The organism is Nostoc edaphicum CCNP1411, assembly GCF_014023275.1.
GTDB classification, from domain to species: domain Bacteria; phylum Cyanobacteriota; class Cyanobacteriia; order Cyanobacteriales; family Nostocaceae; genus Nostoc; species Nostoc edaphicum_A.
Window position 1 is genome coordinate 4,739,989 of sequence record NZ_CP054698.1, and the last position, 20,454, is coordinate 4,760,442.

At 41.4% G+C, this 20,454-nt stretch carries 17 protein-coding genes; 10 read left to right on the forward strand and 7 right to left on the reverse strand.

Going from position 1 to position 20,454, the window contains the following annotated elements:
• Positions 1–12 precede the first annotated feature (12 nt).
• Complete coding sequence (locus HUN01_RS22535; RefSeq protein WP_181928067.1) at positions 13–165, forward strand: hypothetical protein; 153 nt, start codon at positions 13–15, stop codon at positions 163–165.
• Between the two features lie 55 nt (positions 166–220).
• Here HUN01_RS22535 and HUN01_RS22540 read toward each other — a convergent pair whose 3' ends face one another.
• A complete protein-coding gene (locus HUN01_RS22540; protein WP_181928068.1) occupies positions 221–754 on the reverse strand; it encodes a P-loop NTPase family protein in 534 nt (177 codons plus the stop codon).
• A gap of 313 nt (positions 755–1,067) precedes the next feature.
• Between HUN01_RS22540 and HUN01_RS22545 the strand changes: the two genes are divergently transcribed.
• The 4 genes from HUN01_RS22545 to HUN01_RS22565 all read left to right on the forward strand — a co-directional run bounded on the left by HUN01_RS22545 (position 1,068) and on the right by HUN01_RS22565 (position 5,830).
• Positions 1,068–1,628: a Uma2 family endonuclease gene (locus HUN01_RS22545; RefSeq protein WP_181928069.1), complete on the forward strand. Its 561-nt coding sequence runs from the start codon at positions 1,068–1,070 to the stop codon at positions 1,626–1,628.
• 458 nt (positions 1,629–2,086) lie between these two features.
• Positions 2,087–4,360: a DEAD/DEAH box helicase family protein gene (locus tag HUN01_RS22550; protein ID WP_181928070.1), complete on the forward strand. Its 2,274-nt coding sequence runs from the start codon at positions 2,087–2,089 to the stop codon at positions 4,358–4,360.
• Between the two features lie 138 nt (positions 4,361–4,498).
• Positions 4,499–5,101, forward strand: a complete 603-nt coding sequence (locus tag HUN01_RS22560) for a Uma2 family endonuclease (RefSeq protein ID WP_181928071.1) — start codon at positions 4,499–4,501, stop codon at positions 5,099–5,101.
• A 132-nt stretch (positions 5,102–5,233) separates the two neighbouring features.
• Complete coding sequence (locus tag HUN01_RS22565) at positions 5,234–5,830, forward strand: hypothetical protein (RefSeq protein ID WP_181928072.1); 597 nt, start codon at positions 5,234–5,236, stop codon at positions 5,828–5,830.
• A 3-nt stretch (positions 5,831–5,833) separates the two neighbouring features.
• On the opposite strand, the gene HUN01_RS22570 is transcribed toward HUN01_RS22565, so the two are convergent.
• On the reverse strand, positions 5,834–6,454 hold the full coding sequence (locus HUN01_RS22570; RefSeq protein ID WP_181928073.1) for a tetratricopeptide repeat protein: 621 nt from the start codon (positions 6,452–6,454) through the stop codon (positions 5,834–5,836).
• 152 nt (positions 6,455–6,606) lie between these two features.
• Between HUN01_RS22570 and HUN01_RS22575 the strand changes: the two genes are divergently transcribed.
• From HUN01_RS22575 to HUN01_RS22585, 3 genes are all read left to right on the forward strand, one after another.
• Positions 6,607–7,395: an SDR family oxidoreductase gene (locus tag HUN01_RS22575; protein WP_181928074.1), complete on the forward strand. Its 789-nt coding sequence runs from the start codon at positions 6,607–6,609 to the stop codon at positions 7,393–7,395.
• A 94-nt stretch (positions 7,396–7,489) separates the two neighbouring features.
• On the forward strand, positions 7,490–8,209 hold the full coding sequence (locus HUN01_RS22580) for a rhomboid family intramembrane serine protease (RefSeq protein WP_181928075.1): 720 nt from the start codon (positions 7,490–7,492) through the stop codon (positions 8,207–8,209).
• Positions 8,210–8,335: 126 nt separating this feature from the next.
• The gene (locus HUN01_RS22585) at positions 8,336–9,007 is read left to right on the forward strand and encodes a rhomboid family intramembrane serine protease (RefSeq protein WP_181932784.1); all 672 of its coding nucleotides are present in this window, start codon (positions 8,336–8,338) and stop codon (positions 9,005–9,007) included.
• Positions 9,008–9,154: 147 nt separating this feature from the next.
• On the opposite strand, the gene HUN01_RS22590 is transcribed toward HUN01_RS22585, so the two are convergent.
• The 5 genes from HUN01_RS22590 to HUN01_RS22610 all read right to left on the reverse strand — a co-directional run bounded on the left by HUN01_RS22590 (position 9,155) and on the right by HUN01_RS22610 (position 16,174).
• Positions 9,155–11,338, reverse strand: coding sequence for a GumC family protein (locus tag HUN01_RS22590; protein WP_181928076.1), 2,184 nt, complete (start codon positions 11,336–11,338; stop codon positions 9,155–9,157).
• 153 nt (positions 11,339–11,491) lie between these two features.
• A complete protein-coding gene (locus HUN01_RS22595) occupies positions 11,492–12,829 on the reverse strand; it encodes a polysaccharide biosynthesis/export family protein (RefSeq protein WP_420832738.1) in 1,338 nt (445 codons plus the stop codon).
• Between the two features lie 255 nt (positions 12,830–13,084).
• Positions 13,085–13,807 carry a cyanoexosortase B system-associated protein gene (locus HUN01_RS22600; RefSeq protein WP_181928078.1) on the reverse strand — a complete coding sequence of 241 codons (723 nt, stop codon included), beginning with the start codon at positions 13,805–13,807 and terminating at the stop codon, positions 13,085–13,087.
• A gap of 164 nt (positions 13,808–13,971) precedes the next feature.
• Positions 13,972–14,865, reverse strand: coding sequence for a cyanoexosortase B (gene crtB / locus HUN01_RS22605; RefSeq protein ID WP_181928079.1), 894 nt, complete (start codon positions 14,863–14,865; stop codon positions 13,972–13,974).
• Between the two features lie 115 nt (positions 14,866–14,980).
• Positions 14,981–16,174 (reverse strand): DegT/DnrJ/EryC1/StrS family aminotransferase, encoded by a 1,194-nt coding sequence (locus tag HUN01_RS22610; RefSeq protein ID WP_181928080.1) that lies wholly within the window; start codon positions 16,172–16,174, stop codon positions 14,981–14,983.
• A 744-nt stretch (positions 16,175–16,918) separates the two neighbouring features.
• On the opposite strand from HUN01_RS22610, the gene HUN01_RS22615 reads away from it, so the two are divergent.
• Together HUN01_RS22615 and HUN01_RS22620 are read left to right on the forward strand one after the other, a co-directional pair.
• Positions 16,919–18,472 carry a GAF domain-containing sensor histidine kinase gene (locus tag HUN01_RS22615; RefSeq protein WP_181928081.1) on the forward strand — a complete coding sequence of 518 codons (1,554 nt, stop codon included), beginning with the start codon at positions 16,919–16,921 and terminating at the stop codon, positions 18,470–18,472.
• A 475-nt stretch (positions 18,473–18,947) separates the two neighbouring features.
• Entirely contained in the window at positions 18,948–20,366 is a 1,419-nt protein-coding gene (locus HUN01_RS22620; RefSeq protein ID WP_181928082.1) for an IctB family putative bicarbonate transporter, read from the forward strand.
• Positions 20,367–20,454: the final 88 nt, after the last annotated feature.

Genomic DNA, 20,454 nt, shown 5'->3' on the forward strand with positions numbered 1-20,454 from the left:
GGATGATGGTTAGTGAGAACTGCTCTTACTGCTTTACTTGCTATTGTTGCATATTGCGGCGATCGCGGCGGCATAACAAACGGCTTGTACATCGCATTAAACATCTCCGGGATAAAATGTTGGGACGTTAACGTGAATCTTCTGCTGACCAATATTCGCCAATAATTATGAATTAGGTTTAGCCGGAGGTGTGATGCAACTCCGGCATTAGGCTGATGCATCATCTTGAAATCTTAGTCTCATTTTTAATTAATTCAAAAAATTGCGAAATCTGTTCAGTTGAGCGAATGTGATAAACACTTTTAGTACTTTGAGCTTGCTTGATGTACTCACGATATTTTGGGGTCAAATATTTGTGACATAACCAAAGCACGCGATAGCTAGTAAGCGAACTCTTAAATATTGGACTCTTTTCCGGCCAGCCTTCTGGCGGTTTAAAAAAGCCTGTAATTAGTCGTTTAGTCACCCACCAGAAATGCACATATAGCGGTAAATCGATAAAAATTAGAGTATCCGCCTTGTTCAGTCTTAGCCAGACAGTTTCTATGGAACCAAACCCGTCAATAATCCAACGGTCAGTAACCAAAATTTTCTCATGGGTGTGCTTATATTCTTCTTGTGGAACCTCAGTGCCGCCTGATTGATATTGAATCTTGTCTAAGATGTGAAGTGGTAAACCAGTAATTTCCGATAATCTTTTGCTTAGAGTTGATTTACCGCCTCCAGTATTGCCAAACACCGCTACTTTTTTCATCGCCACTTTCCTTTTAGTGCAATTAAGTCACTTAGTAGACTAGATGAGGTCTGAAACGAAAGCCAACAATCCTAGTCCTTTGAATGCCTAAGAAACGCTTGTACCGGACAAACACGCTAGCTTCATTTATATTTTATCTGTCGCAGATGAAGCTAGCCGTTGTTATGACGGCAAAGTATAAATTATTGATACCAAAATGCGGGTTAACAATGCGTTGGAGCCGACCGCAGCTGATTTGAGCCTTTAATGACTTGCTGAAGCGATCGCATTAAACATCTGCGAGATAAAATGTTAGGAAGTTAACGTAAATCTTATGCTTACCAATATTCGCCTAATTAGTGTTCGAGAATATCACCAAATGGCGGAAATGGGTATTTTTCATCCTGAAGAACGCTTAGAATTAATCGCGGGACAAATCATCAGAATGTCAGCAAAAGGAACTGCTCACGAATCAGCGATTACCCGCACAGAAAGGTTATTACGTCAACGTTTGGGGGACAAAGTTTTATTAAGAATCCAGTCACCAGTGCAACTTGATGATTATTCGGAACCAGAACCAGATATTTCAGTGGTGAAGCTGAATCCATTAGATTATGAGGATCACCATCCCAATGCTTCCGAAGTATTTTTACTGATTGAAATAGCTGATTCCAGTCTCAAATATGATCGAGAAGTAAAAGCGAACTCATACTCTAAGTCAGGTATTATTGAGTACTGGATTTTAGATGTGAATGGACGCAAGTTGTATATGTATCGTCTCCCTAGTCCAGACGGATATCACAGTGAGAGCATACTTGCAGAGGACGTGACAATTTCACCTTTAGCTTTCCCTGATTGTGCGATCGCTATTCGGGAATTATTGCGAAAAATCTAGGAAGCGATCGTCACAAAGCATCTACGAGATAAAATGCTAGAGCATTAGTGCTTAGTTAGGATATTAATTCGGTGAATGTGGAAATAGCGATGTCTACGAAGGGCTACCCTTACGCTGATTTGTACCGTTAAGTGCAGTTTGAAACCGAAACTAGCGATGAAGATGCGTAGATGTGCCCAGATGAGGCGGCGCAGCCGAAAGCTTATCTATTGGTATCAAGTAGACATCTCCGAAAAAGAGACGTAGCAGTGCTACGTCTCTATAAGGGTTCTAGGTAACGCATATTTAATTTCTGGAGATTGTCTAGTATTTATCTCCCTTGACGTTATGCGTAGGGCAATTGCACTGAGATTGTTATTGATTGCCTTGAAATCGGGAACACTGTGATTAAGGGTGCTGCAAGGTTGTGAGTAATTGAACAAAACCCAAATCCATAATTATCTTTGGTTTCCACTACTATGCAAACAGTTGAAGTTGAGTATTCAGGTCAGATCCAAGTTAATGCAGGCAAAAATCCTAGACAACTTTACGCTCACCAGAACGAGGCAATCAAAGCACTGGATCAAAAAAACAAGTCTCCATTTGAAGGCTTACTAGTTTTGCCTACTGGTGGTGGAAAAACTTTGATAGCGATTAATTGGTTACTACGTAACTTTATCGATAAACGAAAAAAAGTTTTGTGGATTGCTCATCGGCATGAGTTACTTGACCAAGCCTTTGAGACGTTGAAATTTAGTGCCGATCCTTCATTGCTCAATAATGTCGAAAAGTTTAGATATCGTGTGATTTCCGGTCATCCTAAACATGATCGTCCTGTTAATATTCAACCAACTGACGATATTATTATTGCTAGTAAAGATAGTCTAAATAGTGGATTAAACCACCTCCTCGACAATTGGGTTAAACATTCTGATGCAGTTTTATTAGTAGTTGATGAAGCACACCACTCAACAGCAAAAACTTATCGAAAACTAATTGACGACATCAAGCAAAACTTTAAAGATAGAGGCAAGGCAGATAGTTTTAGAATGTTGGGGTTGACAGCGACTCCATTCAGAACAGATAAAGGTGAACAAGGTCTACTTAAAAAAGTCTTTCCTGACGACATTATCTTTTCAGAACACTTAAGAACACTCATTACTAGAGGAATTCTTGCTGAACCAATTTTCGAGAACTTAGAAACAGAACTAGATTTTTATCGGGAATTGACCGATAAAGACATCAAAGCGATCGAAAATTTTGACAAGCTTCCCAAAAAAGTTGCCGAAAGGATCGCAATGTCTAATATCCGTAACAGACAGATTGTTGATCACTACGTTGATCATCAAGAGAAGTATAAACCACTATTAGTTTTTGCAGTTGATATTCAACACGCGATCGCATTAAATAGCTTATTTCAGAAACAAGGGATTAACTCTGATTTTGTAGCGTCAAAAATATCAGATGCAAATACAGGAGCTACAGTTTCTGTAAAAGAAAATGCTGAGAAAATCAAGCGATTTAGAAGAGGAGAGCTTGAAGTACTCATTAATGTAGAGATGTTAACTGAGGGAACCGATTTACCCAATATTCAAACTGTTTTTCTGACTCGCCCAACTACTTCTACGATTCTAATGACACAGATGATAGGTAGAGCCTTACGTGGGCAGAAGGCAGGTGGTACAGAAAAAGCTTATGTTGTAAGCTTTATTGACAATTGGGAAGACAAGATTAACTGGGTCAATCCTGAGAAGTTGATTGAAGAAGAGGGGGAATTCCGCGATAAAGATATCGAGACAATGAAGAGAATTGCTCGACTTATCTCTATTGAAAAGATTGAAGAATTTACCCGCATGATGGATGATTCTATCGATACTACTGACTGGGAAAAATTAGACTTTTTGAGACGAGTTCCCGTTGGAATTTATTGTTTCTCTATTCTTGAACCTTCTGAATCAGATGAACCTGTATCTAGAAACTATGATGTACTTCTATATAATGATACTGAAGAGGCTTATGATAGTTTTGTCAATGATTTAGAGAGTGTATTTAAGAGCGTTGATATCGAAAACAGAGAGATATTAACTGACGAAGAACTTAAATATCTGCTGCAACTCACAAAGAAACTTTATTTTCCCGATCATTCATTCCTACTTGGCTATAGAGATGCTGATGTTGAGAACATTCTACGTTTCTACGCTCAAAAACAGATGGAGCCAGAATTTATTGCATTTAGTGAACGTAGAAAGTGTGATTTGTCAATTGTAGCGAGGCATATATACGAAAATGATTTAACCCTTAGACAAGTAACTGAATATCTCACTTCTCTATGGAATGACACTAAATCCTTTTGGCAAGTTCTATTTGGATATAACTATCTGTATTTCAAGAAGCAAGTAGACATTGAGATTAATAAACTGCTCGGAGTTTATCCTGATCTGATAGTTACTCCACCAATTGTAATTCCTGACACAGTACCCCTAGAAAGTCTCTCACTCGTTGAAATTAGGGAGAGAGATCCAGCCGAGTATAGAGATATTAAGGATGCTGTGTTTGCTAAATATACAAATACAAAGGGATTTATTAACTGTGCTATGAGTGAGTTTAAGAGCCAGATGCGAAGGGATTTCCAAATTGATCACATCATACCGATGTCAAAAGGTGGTTTAACCACGCTAGATAATCTTCAAGTTTTATCTCGTAAAGCTCACACAGAAAAGACTCGGTTAGAAAACCTAAAAACTAGAATTTGAAGAAGCAGCAAAATTGCGCGACCGCATTAAACATTAGCAAGATAAAATCCTGAAATATTACTGCTTAGTCAGGGTAGCAATAAAGAGAACGTCTTTTTCGCTATCCTAGATTAAGTCAATTATTAAGAGATCGCGCCGATGGTTACTTTACCCGATCGCATTTTGATGAGTGCAGAGGAATATCTGGTTTGGGAACCTACTCAAGAGGAACGCTACGAGTATTGGGATGGTGAAGTTGTGGCGATGAGCGGTGGTACACGCAACCATAATCGTGTTTGTCTAAATTTCTTTAAGCTTCTAGATGATGCCCTAGCCGATGTCTACGACGGGCTACGCCTACGCACCTGTGAAGTATACATTGTAGATGTAAAAATGCAGGTAGAACCGGGGCAAAAGTATTTTTATCCAGATGTGGTGGTGACTTGCGATGAGCGAGATACTGATCCACAATTGATACAATTTCCCTGCTTAATTATCGAAGTGCTATCACCTTCAACTGAAGCAGCCGATAGAGGGAAAAAGTTTGCTAAATATCGCCAATCTTCAACCTTGCAAGAATATGTCTTAGTACAAGTAGCTCAACCGGTTGTAGAAGTGTTTCGACGCAACGAACAGGGAAAATGGGTGCTGTCGGAGTATAATTTGGGCGATATATTGCGACTGGAATCTGTAGATGTAAAAATAGCGATCGCTAATTTGTACCGCCAAGTGCAGTTTGAAACTGAAGCAACCGAAAATTGACCTAATAGATAGCCAATTTTTGAATTTCATCCTATCTCCACAGATGCTTCGCATACAATGGTGAAAATTCTGAAGAAGTTGTAAATAATTACACTTCCTGAAAAGCTAATTTTGGATTAAACCAGTTGTCTTATGCAAAGTATTCCATATCAATACCGACTGCTGATTTTGTTTTCGCTGATGGGTTTGGTTGTAGTGGTAGACTACTGGCGTAATCCAACAAAACCGACAAAACTTCAGGAATATTCATTTTTAATCGTGTCCGGTTTAATTGGTGCTGGGTTTGGTATCGTTAACGATCAGATTACCTGTACTCTCTCACCCGCTTACTTTTATTACTTCAAAAATGTTCCTTATGGTTCTAGTTTTCGCTGGGAAGTCAGTGAGGTTGGATTTCAGGCGGGGTTTTTTGCTGGTTTTTTAAGTTACGGCATATTTCTCTTGGTTAATCAGAGACGAAAGTTACCTTTGTCTTATCGCCAATTACTTAAAATGGCACGGTATCCCATTATTTGGGCAATTCTAGTTGCTCAGATCGCAGGATTCATATTTTATTATTTTCAATTTCCCTTCTTTGCCGATCAGATTACGCCAGTCGTTCAGCCACCAGAAGTTTCCAGATTTATGTTAGTTTGGGGAATCCATATTGGACTTTACATCGGTGCAATGCTAGGAATTGTGCATGGTATAGCAAACATTCGTCGAAGAGGGCCATATCTGTCACTATAAGCACTATATCCATCCTCGCAGTATTTTATGTACTTGCGCTAAATACCACATATAATCATCAATCTTGTAATTATCAGCAGCTTTAACTATATATTCCTGAGCTAAACCGATATTATTCTCGACTTCGTAATATAATCCCAAGTAAAGATGACTGTAAAAATTTCCCTTTATCCCTTCTGATTGACCAACAGTTAAAACATCATCTGGTGTACAATTACCAGAATACAAATCATATACGCGCTGCATAATACGTCGAGGATCATTTTTCACAGTTAGTAAAGAATTACGTGCCTCTTCAACACCTAACGAACGAGCTATGCAGAGATATCGCCATACTGTTTCTTCTACATCTTGAGCATTCACAGTCAAATCTATTTCAAATTGTTCAGCGCCCTCAGCAAATCTTTCTGCATAATAGTACGATAATCCCCGTTGCCAAAGGTAAGTTTTGATACGTTCATCCAATTGCTCCGCCATATCAAAATCTTGAATAGATTCATCAATCTTGGCCATTTGAAAGTTAACCATGCCTCGGCGAATGTAAGCATTGGGATTTTTCGGCTGATTGCGAATGGTTTCGTTCCAGCGCTGGAGTTGATTTTCCAGAGAATTTGAAAAAAACATGGGTTTGATCAGCTATTGAATTGGAATCAGATGCGGTAAATGGTTTAGGGATTGCGATCGCCTACATTACTATAAAAAGCGATCGCATTGGGCACTTACAAGATAAACTCTTAAACTGATACCTTGAAAATAAAAAATCCGCAAAATTACAAATGAGTAATGCCTACGGCAGGCTAAGTCTACGCTGGACACTGACAGGAAAGAAAGCACTGATTACAGGTGCTACCAAAGGCATTGGACTAGCTGTTGCCAATGAGTTTTTATCTCTAGGTGCAGAAGTCACAATTGTGGCACGGAATTCTCAGGATGTTGAACAACAACTAATTATCTGGCGAGAATTAGGATTACCTGCTTATGGGATTACCGCAGATGTTGCAACCCCTGATGGGCGACAAGCCATTTTTGAGCAGGTTGGCAAAATCTGGGATAAATTAGACATCCTGGTTAATAATGTGGGAACCAATATCAGCAAAAAAGTATTAGACTACACGGCTGCTGAATATCAGTTCATTATCCAGACAAACCAGATATCAATTTTTGAGATGTGCCGTCTATTTTACCCTCTGCTGCAAAATGGGGAAAATAGCAGCATTGTGAATATAAGTTCTGTGGCGGGTTTAGTCTCGAACCGTACAGGCGCTCCTTATGGTATGACTAAAGCGGCTATAAATCAACTGACGCGATCGCTATCAGTTGAATGGGCTTCCGATCATATTAGGGTAAATACCGTAGCACCTTGGGCTATTCGCACACCTCTAACCGAGTCTGTACTCGATAATCAAGATTTTCTCAAATTAGTTCTATCACAAACACCTATGGGAAGGGTTGGTCAACCAGAAGAAGTAGCGGGTTTAGTAGCATTTCTTTGTATGCCTGCGGCATCTTTCATCACTGGACAATGTATCACCGTCGATGGCGGATTTTTGGCTTTCGGTTTTTAAGTTTAAAAGCGAGATTTATCCACGAGGTAGAAGAAACTACTTGCAAAATTCAGTATTCTAGAATCGCTGTCTTAACAAATCAGGAAAAACGCCCGTGGTTCCAATTAGCGATAATAATCCGACCAAAATCACGCCTTATGTTACTTATGGACTGATTGCTGCCAACGTCCTCGCTTTTCTTTATGAAGCCAGTCTTCCCCCCCAAGCATTAAATGGGTTTTTACACCTTGCGGCTGTAGTTCCACGAGAACTCAGCTTAAGCTTTGCTGGTATTTCTGTACATCAACCAGTGCCAGAGTGGGCAACTTTGATTACTTCACAATTTTTGCATGGGGGATTGTTGCACTTAGGTGGCAATATGTTATTTCTCTGGATTTTTGGTAACAACGTTGAAGATAAGTTAGGTCATGCCAAATATTTACTCTTTTATTTATCTTGCGGTGTTTTGGCATCCTTAACTCAGTGGTTCTTCGCTCAAGATTCTAGCATTCCTTCTTTGGGTGCGAGTGGTGCGATCGCAGGCGTCATGGGTGCATACATTCTCCGCTTTCCCAATGCTGAAGTTCTTGGCGTTGTACCTTTAGGATTTTTCTTTCCGACTTTCCGCGTCCCCGCATATTTCTTTTTAGGATTCTGGTTTCTCGAACAAGCCTTTTACGGACTTGCTAGTTTTGAAACACGTACCAACATCGGCATGGAAAGCGGCGGTATTGCCTACTGGGCCCATGCAGGCGGATTTATCTTTGGGGCAATTCTCGGTCCCCTGTTGGGTTTATTTAGCGATAAATCTCTGGAAGAATCTTGGTATAAGTAACTCTTCATGTTATTACCGTGCCCCTCAATCATACTGATTAATTTAATAGGTGAAATTGCCTAACCTTCGCAACTGCTAGCCTTACAAGCTATATTGCAGTTAGTCAATAATTTAGGAAAAACACCTGTGTTTCCCCTCTACGATGAAAATCCGACGCGAATCACCCCGTATTTCACCTACGGGTTAATTGGCATGAATATTTTAGTTTTCCTTCACGAGGTGAGTCTGTCAAATGCACAATTGAGTCAGTTTTTCAATCAATATGCGGTAGTACCTCAAGAATTAACCACTAATTTGGGTGAAGAATGGATAACGTTATTTACGTCGCAATTTTTACACGGTGGTTGGTGGCACTTAATCTCAAATATGGTGTTTCTCTGGGTTTTTGGCAACAATATTGAAGATCGATTGGGTCATTTAAAATATCTGATTTTTTATTTGGCATGTGGTGCTTTAGCTGCCTTGTGCCAATGGTTTATTGGCATGAATTCTGAGATTCCTTCCTTGGGGGCAAGTGGTGCAATTTCTGGGGTTTTGGGTGCATACATTATCCGCTTTCCCCATGCTAAAGTCATGACCTTAATATTTTTGGGGATTTTCATCACCACAATCAGAGTTCCAGCATTAGTAATAATTGGACTTTTTGTTGTGCAAAATGTAATATCTGGTCTTGCTACCCTGCAAACAACCGCTAACATGGCTGTGCAAACTGGTGGAGTTGCCTACTGGGCCCACATCGGTGGTTTTGTTTTTGGAGTAATTCTCGCTCCCCTATTTGGCTTGTTTAGGCGCGACTAAATACAGCATTTCCTAAAACTCGTAATGCCTATCAAAGCTCTGCGTATTCTGTGCGCTAACCTTCTCTGCGAGACGCTTCTCTTTCAGAGACGCTAAAGCGAACGCGAATGCGTCCCTCTGCGTTAAAATCTCCATATTTGGAAACTATTAGTTTTTGTTGGCACTCGCCGAAACTTCTTCAGATTCTTCCACCTCAGATGTAAATGTTGATGATGTTGATGATGGTGCAACTTGTTCAGGTGCAGAAACGATGATATCAGCACCATTAATAATTGCTCCCAATAACCCTAGTTCAGCTTCCACTAATTGATCAATAGCCTCACCTAGCATGTTCTCTTGTGTATAGTGTGGTCGCGCTACTAGTACGATCCCATCGCTGTAGGGTTGGATTAATAAAGGGTCATTAGATATACTGAGAGGGCTAGTGTCTAAAATTACTAAATCGAAGCGTTCGCGCACATCCTCCATCAGCCGCCGCATTTCGCTAGATTCAAGAATAGCAGCGGATTGCCGTACAGGGCCAGGGCTGGGGACAATGTATAAATTTTCTACATCAGGCACTAAACGAATACATTCACTCAAGTTAGCGTAATAACGCAGGGGTTCAATAGTTGCTTCAGGATCAGGAATTACATTCAGGGATGTACAACGGGAAGGCGATCGCAAATCTGTTTCGATAATTAAGGTTCTTTTGCCTGCACGGGCTGAAGCTACACCCAAGTTATATGCACTTGTCGTTTTACCCTCTAGGCTACTGGTACTAGTAATCAACACCACCTTTAAGTTTTTACCACCAATCCGGCGCAGATTACTACGGAATTTCTCATAAAATTCTAAATAAGGAGAATCCTGGGAAAATAACACTGGCACTGCATCTTGATCCAAATCATCAACTGGCATTAAAGGCAATTCTCCCAACACTGCCACTTCCCGTTGCTTGAGACTCTGGCGGATATCCTCTCTGGTTTTGAAAGTCCCTTCCAGCGCTCCCAACAAAAATATTACCCCGCCACCAATCACCAGACCCAAGAAACCACCCACAGCAAGGGTAATAGGCACACTCTTCGGAGGTTTGAGATCAACGGTGACTGTGGGGCGTCTGGCAATGCTGAGACTGCTGGTAGTTTCTGCCTCTGCGGTTTTAGCATCGGTTAGCTTCACCTGCATTTGATCATAGATAGCTTTTTTGAGCGCAACCTCTTGTTCTAAACGCGATCGCTCCAATTGCTTATTGGGTATCAAAGAATACTCTTGCCGTAGTCGCGCTTCTTGTTGGATTTCTTGAGTTAGTTGTTGTTGTAGCGTTTCCTGTTGGGTTTGCAAAGACACCATTTGGTTTGCCAATTGCTGGCGGGCTGGATCTAAGCTGCTTTGGGTGCGAATACCTGCAACACTACCCTGAAGCGGAGCGGCCGTACCATCACCACCTAATACCTCAGAGGCACGTTGTTGCAGCAATTCTTCCGCAGCTTGTTTCTGACGTAGCAACTGAACCATCGTTGGGTGTTCCGGTCGCAAATCTTTTCTGAGGACGGCGATTTGTGACTCACTTTGATAAATTTGCGCTCGCAAGTTACCAATTATGGGATCAGCACTCAAAGCAGAAGAAATATAAGCCTGTCCGACTGTTAAGCCTAACTTATTTTGTAAACTACGAAGTTGCCCATCAACCCCAGAAATAGTTAATTGAATTTGCCGTTGGAGATTTTGGCTGGCAGTAATAGCGCTTAACAAGCTGCCATTCTCCGCTGCTAATATTGCTGTTCGCTCTATGCGATCGTACTGTTCCAACTTCTGTTCAGCAACTTGCAGTTCCCGTTTAGTTTGTGGTGTGCGATCGTTAATCTTTTCAATAATTGCTTGTAATCGCCCAGTATTAATATCACTGCTCAACTTGACCATTGCTTGCATCAATTCTGTCAAGACTTGTATAGCTCGCTTGGCATCACCATCGACATATTTCAATTCCAAGATACTAGATTCTAATTCTCCACTCCTAGGATTTTTTTTAGGTACAGAAAGGACAACACTGGCACCGAGCTTTTGCGGTTTGACACCAACTTTTTCTGCCACTGCTGCAATTATTTGGTTTGATAGTAAAACTTCCTCATTCAGTTCTTTTCCTTGCTGTTGGATTTCACTACCAGTTGCAGAGAAAGAAACTGGTGGGCCACTATAAGTAAGTGCAGCAGATGCTATATAGCTAGTAGGTGGCTCTGGTTGCATAGCCACCACAGTTGACCCTGCTACAACTAAAGCAAAACTAGCTAGTCCAATCCACTTGTACTTATCAAAAGCAATAAGATAGCGCTTAACAATTGGTGGGGTCATGGCAGGGGCATATAGAATCAGTAATCAGTTGTCAGGTATTTTAGTTATCAGCAGTCAATTTTTATTTGTTATTTTTTCACCATTATCTCCTCCATCTCTCTCACCCCAAATTCTCTGTCCATCTAGCAACAATCAGCAAAAAAGTGAGACTCACTAATTTGAACCACCACCACCGAAGTTGTCAAAAAATCGGAGAAAGGATTGAACATTAAAGAAAGGTTGGGTAATGGTAGTCAGGAAATTAGTAATTCTACCGATGAGGTTCCGACCAACAACAAGAACATCATTATCTTGAAGTGCTACATTTTGGGACGCATCACCGCCTAGAGCTTTTTTAGCATCAAGTTTCTGAGTAACAGCTTTACCTCGTTCAGGATCAAAGCGAACCAGAGCGATATCTCGGAGGTTAGCAGTGTCCAGATTTACTCCTCCCAAAGCATCTACAAATGTACTGCCGTTAGGCAGCGCTTGAATGGAAATACCTCCCGCAGCATAGTTTAAAACCCTGACTCTAATCTGTGGGACAGCCAAGGATGAACGTGCTACCAAATTCCGGTCATAACCGTCATCATTACCAACTTCACGACGGGGCACGAGTATTGCATCTCCGTCTTGTAAGCGTAAATTAGGGATTGAACCACCATTTTGCAGTGCTGCATATAAGTCAATAGTTTGTGAAATCACAGAACCATCTATTAACTTCCGACGTATTTGCACTTGTCGCAGGTCTGCATTTAACGTTGAACCACCAGATATTAGCAAAGCATCAGCAACACGAGGTGTTGTTGAATTAATCGGATAAATTCCTGGTCTAAATATTTCCCCGCTAATGGTAACTTGAACTGGTCGCGTTCCTGCCAAGGATACTACCACGATTGGATCTGGGAAAATGCGACTCAAACCCAAGCGAATTTTTTCTTGAGCTTCTTCCAAGGTTAAACCCTGTAATGATACCGTTCCCACTTGCGGCACTACAATGTTGCCTTCTGGACTAATTACAGCTTGAAAACCGAAGTCTTGACGCTGCGTTGCTAAAGCTAAAACTATTACTGGATCAACTACATAACGATTTAAACCCAAGCGAATTTTTTCTTGAGCTTCTTGCAAAGTTAAACCTTGTAAGAAAACTGTTCCCAGTAATGGCACCACAATATTACCTTCTGGGTTGATTAAAGCTTGAAAGCTCAAATCTGGAAAGCGCTGAACCGAAACGCTAATTCCATCTCCTATCCCTAAGCGGTATGGGCCAGGAGGACGCTGAAGCACAACGCCAATTATATCTCCTGGGCCCAAGAGGTAGCGGCTAAGTTGGGGAGAAATTTCGTCATTTGCACCTGGAGGTACAAACTCAGTACCTGGAACAGGCGAGGGGGGTTGCCTTGGTGATTGTCCTTGAGGTGGAAAGGGCTGGGCAACAACAAGTTGGATAGGTGTTGTTAAGAAAACTCCTACTTGAAGACTGACACAACACAAGGCGCTGAATCCACGCATATAATAACTGGCATCTATAAACATCGGTGCAGAAAATACTGATATAGAAATTAGTCGCGCCGAGTGGTTATTCTACTCTAAAAATGTCCTAAATGTCTCTTTTATCTACAAGTATTTACTAAGAGAAAGAGAATAATTTTGCTAAATTTATTTTCTAACTTCATATTGTTAACATCTTTTAGCTGAGTTTTAGGGTGAACGTAATTATAGAGATACTTTTGATAAAGTTTTGCCCGAAGGCATAGATAATAGACTCTACAAAGGCCCTGCCATCAATGCAGCTTGTACTGTTTCCCCAATCGACTGGGCTAAAGACCAAGATGTTTCTACCTCCCCCAAAGGTTCCATTGGCATGAGAATGCTCACACCCACCCAAGGAATGCGTTGCTGACGCCACTGTGCCAATTGATCCGCCAAGAACCAGTGGAAAGGTGATGGATTTCCGCCATCTGGCATAGCGTACCATTGCAAGACAGCGAAGGTTTGCTGTGGTGTGGAGGCGCGAAAGAACCTAGCTTTTACTTGAGTTTTGAGATTAGATGCCAACTTTGCAGGTGGTTTCACAGTAAATTCAGCAGAACGAGATTGAGCTACATCCCACTTTCCCCAGCGTGATCTTCCCCATCCGTTAACGTCTGTCCACTCCACCTCTGGTTGATCCATAGGCCCATTTTGGGGCAATAAAAGCAGGATTGCCTGAGATTCGGAACCTTCTTTTTTTATTACCTGCAAAGACCATTTATGTTCGCCAATTTGCTGTTCTGCTTGTTCAGTAGTTTGCCAAGCAGGAAGGGTTAACCCAGTCTTGCGGATCTGTCTTAACTCGTTGAGGGTAGTAACAGGGGGCGGCTGTTTCCATTGCCATTGTCCTGTCAGGTATCCGGGAACCCCTCCAATTGCCAGCAGCACTAGCAATAACAAAAGTGCTGTTACTTGACTCAATTGGTTTTCTTTAAAAAACTTGGAGAAGAAAGTCATCAGTAAAATTTGCAGTACTTAGGCAAAATTTTACTTTATAAAATAACATTGTGAGTTCAGTAATATTTAGGACTTATGGGGAGCAGGGAATGGGGAGATGAGGGGGCAGGGGAAGCAGGGGGAGAAGAACCAATGCCCCATGCCCCATGCCCAATGCCCAGATTCTAACTTTCTGCTTCTTGCTGAGTTTCTAGAGATGCTGAAAAATAGCTATTAATCCAATTCAGTAAGGGCACTAATGACACCAGCATACAAGCAGAGTAGAGATCACCGCCCCAACCGTCATGCAGCCATTTAAAAGCTCCTTCTTGACCTGTGCCATGAAAGAAAGTTAGTAAAGTATTACGAATGATATTGGCAGTAGTACTAACGATCGCAGCAACAGATAAAAACGATATAGTTGTGCGCCGTGAAGACAAAGCATCTGTCCAGTACAGCAGCATTAAGCCAACGTAGAGAGTCGTAAACAACATTTTTAGCCCTGCACAATAGGGAGCAACTTCCACAATCCGTCCTCCCACATAGAGATTTATTTCATCTACGGTTACTTCCATACCAAATTGATTCAGTATGAAGCCTGCTGTGCCAGCGATGAAGCTTTGGAGAGGCAAGGTATAGGGAGCAATGAGATAGGGCAATGCTGTTGGGGTTGCCAAAAATACTAATAGTAGGGGGAATCCTTGCGATCGCAAACCTGATATTCCCTTAAACCACAAGCATAATCCCACCAATATAACGGGCAAAGAAAGGTTAACCCACTCTGTAACACCACTAAGATAAAAAACTGCCCCTAATAATAAGAAAACAGCGCCCAAAGGATGGATGGTATCTGGTAAACGTTTCCACTTTTTCCGGTTCATCCAGCCCAGATAAGCCGCAAATGGTAGACCAATAATCCCGTGGCTGAAATATTCGTGTTCTGTACTAATATTTTTGTGCAGCCAACCATCCAACCAGTGTAGCAATATAGGAGCATAAAGCAGCAGCAAAACGCCTAATACGGCTAGATTTAACAAGCCTGATGCGTTTATGTTTTTAACCTGTTGCCGGAGTGCCATGATTTTAAGTAATTCAAAAACTTTGGTTATTGGTTATTGGTCATTGGCCATTGGTCATTTGTCATTAGAAAAAGGACAAAGAACAAATGAGACGCACATTAGGCATGAATTCACTTTAGGCTACCACGCTGCTAAGGTCAGCAGGAGAAGGTTCATCTGCCTGAGAAATTGTTGAGACTGCATGAGCGATCGCTGCTACAACTTCTTTAACTTGGCTACTACTTAAACCAGGATACATCGGTAATGATAATATTTGCTTTGACAGTTTTTCTGCTTGGGGAAAATCTCCAGGCTGATAGCCTAAGTTAGTGAATGCTGGCTGGAGATGACAAGGAATTGGGTAGTGAATGCCAGTTTGAATTCCCGCCGCTGTGAGTTTTTCCTGGAGTTGCTGGCGTTCTATTGGGCAAGAATCATCAACTTTAATGACATAAAGATGATAAACGTGTCCTGTATCACTTTGGTTTTCCATAGGGATAATGCCAGCAGATGCCAAGGGTGCTAGTTCGTTATCATACTGCTGGGCAATAGTCAGGCGATCGCGATTCCACTGTGGCAAATATGGTAATTTCTGGAGCAAAACTGCTGCTTGTAAAGTATCCAAGCGGCTATTTGTACCTGGTTCAGTATGAAAATACTTTTGCGATGCACCATAATTTCGCAAACGCACCATCTTCTGGGCTACATCTGAATCTCGTGTCAGCAGCATTCCCCCATCCCCAAATGCGCCCAAATTTTTGCTGGGATAGAAACTAAAAGCTGCTGCTATTCCTACTGAACCAGCGTGATATCCATCTCTTTGGGCGAGGTGTGCTTGGGCTGCATCTTCAAAAACTAATAGTCTGTAGGTATCGGCAAATTTCACTAGTTCGCGTGGTGATACCATCTGACCATAGAGATGTACAGGAATAATTGCTTTAGTCTGAGGCGTAATTGCCTTTGCTGCGGCTTCTAAGTCAATTAAAGCTGTTTGGGGATCGCAATCTACCAGAATTGGCTTGGCACCAGTACGTATCACCCCAATCAACGTTGCGACAAAAGTATTTGCGGGTAAAATCACTTCATCGCCAGCACCAATATTACACGCTTGCAATCCGAGAGCGATCGCATCTGTTCCTGATGCAACACCAACTCCATATTCTGCCCCAGACACTCTTGCAAATGCGGCTTCAAAATCTGAGAGTGCTTGTCCTAAAATAAAATCTCCCTGTTCCAATACAGATTGGATTGCATCTTGCAATTGGGTTTGAATTGGTTCGTGTTGTAATTTCAGGTCTACAAAAGGAACTCTAATAGTCATTTTATTCATTACCTATTGTCCTTAAAAAATATTTCCTCGTATGCAAAAAATAGAGAAGCCAACACAACTTTCGGCGTGAAATTGTAATAGGTTTAATCTATTGGATGGAGATTTATATCAACTATCGAGTATGTTATGGGTAATTCAAAACCATACCCTGTTCAGTTGATTGTCCGAAGTTGCCATCAGACTTCTTTGCAGCCGCCACTCCGACTTCTTTCAAAACTCAAAAAGCTGATAAGATAAGCTTTTAACTAATTTTGTAGCTTGTTTACTCGTAGGGATATGGTTGCTCTATTTATGTCATCCTTTACTAGGATTGTCAGGCTTGGGTGCTAGCTGTCATCAGTAAAGCTTGCTACAAATAATCACACTAATATAGCAGTCATTTTAAGTAAATTTACCTTTAATATACCAATGAAAATTTTCTCTTATATACATAAAGAATGATAGTCCCTTTGTATTCTATCCTTAGCATTAGGTTACCCTGGCTGAATCCAAATCTAACGCAGTCTGATTGCAAAATCTCAAGCAATAAAGACTACACCAGTGGTAAATAAAGAACATTCAGCACCAGTAAATAGTAACTGGTAGATACCACGTTGTCGGCTTAATGGAAGGAATAAAAAATTTTTGCCCTAAATTTGTTTGTCAGAGGCAAAATTAGGGAATGCTTAAAAATAGCAATTGATAACCCAGTAATAGGGCTTATATCAATTACAGTATCGAGAAATTATTAAGGTAGCAGTGGCAATGATAGAGCCTGAAAACAAATTATTTGCCCTAAAGGATGGTTGGGATTCTCATGAATCAAGAGAACAACAACGCCTCAAAGCTTTGTCAGATTTAGGTTTGCGGCAACCAGAAACGATTCCAGTTTTTGAAGAAGCCACACAGACTGCTGCCCACTTTTTGGAAGCACCAATTTCCATATTGGGATTTGTGGATCAAGAACGGCACTGGTTCAAGTCGGCGGTGGGCTTATCTAGGCTGGGATTAATGAATCATTTGGCACAAAGCCGCCAACTGTCACGCCGGGAATCCTTCTGCACTCAGGTAGTAGATAGTTATCAAATATTTGTAATTAATGATACACATAAAATTGCAGATCCCGTACTTGCTAGCAGCAAGCTGGTGCAAGATTATGGTATTCGTGCTTACTTAGGAGCGCCACTGATTGATGCTGAGGGACATTGTTTGGGTGCATTGGCGGTGATGGATTTAGTACCGCGCAACTTTACAACCAGAGACATTGAGTTTTTACAAATCATAGCTCGTTGGAGCATGAGTGAATTTGAACGTAACCGACTTTTGCAAGGAAAACTCGAATCAAGCACTCCCAAGAATGCTCCTATATTTTCACTCAATGACGAACGTAACACAGAGATTAAAATCACCGCACCCACTAAAGATAACGACTCTGTTTCTACCAAGCAACTAAAACTAGAACTTTTGGGTCAGCTAACTCAGGAGTTACGCACGCCCTTAACATCTGTACTTGGTATGGCTAGTGTTTTAGGACGTGAGATATATGGGCCTTTGACGACTAAGCAGAGAGAATATTTAGAAATTATCCAACACAGTGGTCGGTACTTACTTTCCCTAGTAAACGAAATTACCGAACTAGGAGCTATGGATGAAAACTCAACTGTGCTAAATCTAGCTCCTGTGGATATCGAAATGCTATGCCAACAAGCTATCAATACCCTAGAAGAAGTAGCGAATCGCCGCGAGCAAGATATTCGCCTGTCTATAGAACCGGGACGCAATCGCATTTGGCCTTTAGATAAAGACAAGGTGCGGCAAATGCTGTATCACCTGGTTTTCAGTGTGATTCAACTTGCGGCTACAGGTAGCATTGTTCGCATTCATGTTTCTTACAAGGAAGATACGCTCAATATTACTATTTGGGTTTCCCATCCCTGGCTAGGGGACGGCATAACTGAGGTTGATCCTTACTTCCGTCTCAATTCTTTGTCACTGCTGGAACTGACAGGTGAGGTAGCAACTTACAATACTCATGCAGAAAACCAGGAGCAACTAGATAATTTATCAGTGGCAGTAGACAATTCAAAAAAATTTAGTGATTCCCACTCAAATTTCTTTGCTAGTAGTTCAGGTATAAATTTAGCTAAATCACATGGAAGTCTTTCTCGTGAAAGCTTGGGTCTATTATTAAGTTGTCAACTGGCAGAATTGCATGGTGGACACATTTTGATTCAAGGTTCACCAGAATCAGGATATCGTTATGTGCTTTCTTTGCCACTGCAACTGGTAACTCCTTCACAAGCAATTAGCGATGTCTAATCTTGGGGATTGGGGATTGGAGACTGGGAAAGACGTATTTTCTATAGGAATCCGCTTTGATTTTTGAACTTACTTGCGTGGTGCACGTTCGCGGAGCGTGTCGCAGACAAGCGCAGCGCAAGCGCGATAGGCAGACAATAAGCAATAGGCAATACTCAAGAAGGCTTTTTGAGTTGTACAGTGTTTTTTCAAAAATCAAATATGAGTCCTATATCTATATTTCATTAAATACGAATTCTCTGCGTGCTTTTGCGCTTTACCTATGCGTTTAATTTTCAACCCTCAATTCGCCATGATTCTACGTAAAGCTGTACTAAGTACATGAAAGCCTATCTTAACTTTGTATTAGCTGATGGCTAGGAATAAGAGCGCCATCATGCGATGTGCAATCTCCGTTATTACCTTTTTATAGCTATAAGCATTATGATCAATTCCAAGTTCTGCGTCGGCAGGCTAATTGATCTCAATGTTTTTTATGAATTTAGTCTGGCAACGATTTACTTTATCATCTTTACCGCTCAAAGAATATCTTGCTACCAGTTACGTACACCGCTCTCTGGTGGGACTGTTGAGTTCTTGGCGGCAAACCAGCATCTTGCTCCAGTGGGGAGATGCGATCGCAGCGGCTTTACTCAGCTTAATATATGCCCTTGCACCTTTTGCTTCGAGTACGTTGGTGGGTTTGTTGCTGGTAGCTTGTGCAGGATTTTGGCTGCTGTTGACTTTATCTGATGAAGTAATATCAACAAATGTCTCGTCAGTTACTCCCATTCACCTGCTGGTATTGCTCTACTGGGGAGTTGCCGCAATTGCAACAGGATTATCCCCTGTAAAAAAGGCGGCACTTAACGACTTAGGAACCTTGACCTTGTATTTGCTACTATTTACCCTTTGTGCCAGGGTATTAAGGTCGCCTCGCCTCCGGTCTTGGATTATCATCCTTTATCTGCATGTATCGTTAATTGTTAGTGTATATGGGTTGCAGCAATGGTTTTTTGGAGCCACAGCACTAGCAACTTGGGTTGACCCAGAATCTCCTCTATCTAAGACTACAAGGGTCTACAGTTATTTAGGCAATCCCAACTTATTGGCTGGATACCTCTTACCAGCAGTAATTTTTAGCTTAGTGGCAATTTTTGCATGGCAAAGCTGGTTCAAAAAATCTCTCGCATTAACAATGTTAATTGTTAATACTGCCTGCCTGATCCTCACTTTTAGTCGTGGTGGTTGGATTGGACTAGTAGTAGCAATTTTAGCTGTGATGCCATTACTAGTTTATTGGAAAAGCGTAGAAATGCCTCCTTTTTGGCGTACTTGGTCGCTGCCGATTGTCTTAGGAGGTTTGATCGGGGTATTAGTGCTAGCAGTGATATTTATACCCGCATTCAACCAGCGAGTCTTCAGTATTTTTGCTGACCGCAAAGATAGCAGTAATAATTTTCGCCTAAATGTGTGGGATGCTGTCTTTGAGATGATTCGCGATCGCCCGATTTTCGGCATTGGCCCCGGCCACAACTCTTTTAATAAAGTTTATCCTCTCTACCAACGCCCTCGTTACACTGCTCTGAGTGCCTATTCGATTTTCTTTGAGGTGGCTGTAGAAACTGGCTTTGTTGGTTTAGGCTGCTTTCTCTGGCTAATAATTGTCACATTTAATACGGCATTTCTACAAATCCAACGACTGCGACAATTGAGAAGTGTAGAGGGATTTTGGTTAATTGGAGCGATCGCTACTTTGTTGGGTATGCTAGCTCACGGCACTGTAGATACTGTCTGGTATCGTCCTGAAGTCAATACCCTCTGGTGGCTCATCGTTGCCTTAATTGCTAGCTACTGGACACCTTTAGCTCAAAACCAGACAAATTCATCTCACTCAGAACCAACGGTAAACTAACATTAGTAAATTGTCAGTTGTTTTCCTGATCACAACTGACAACTCACATTTTTGAATTTTGTAGACAGATAGCAACCTGCCAAAGGTT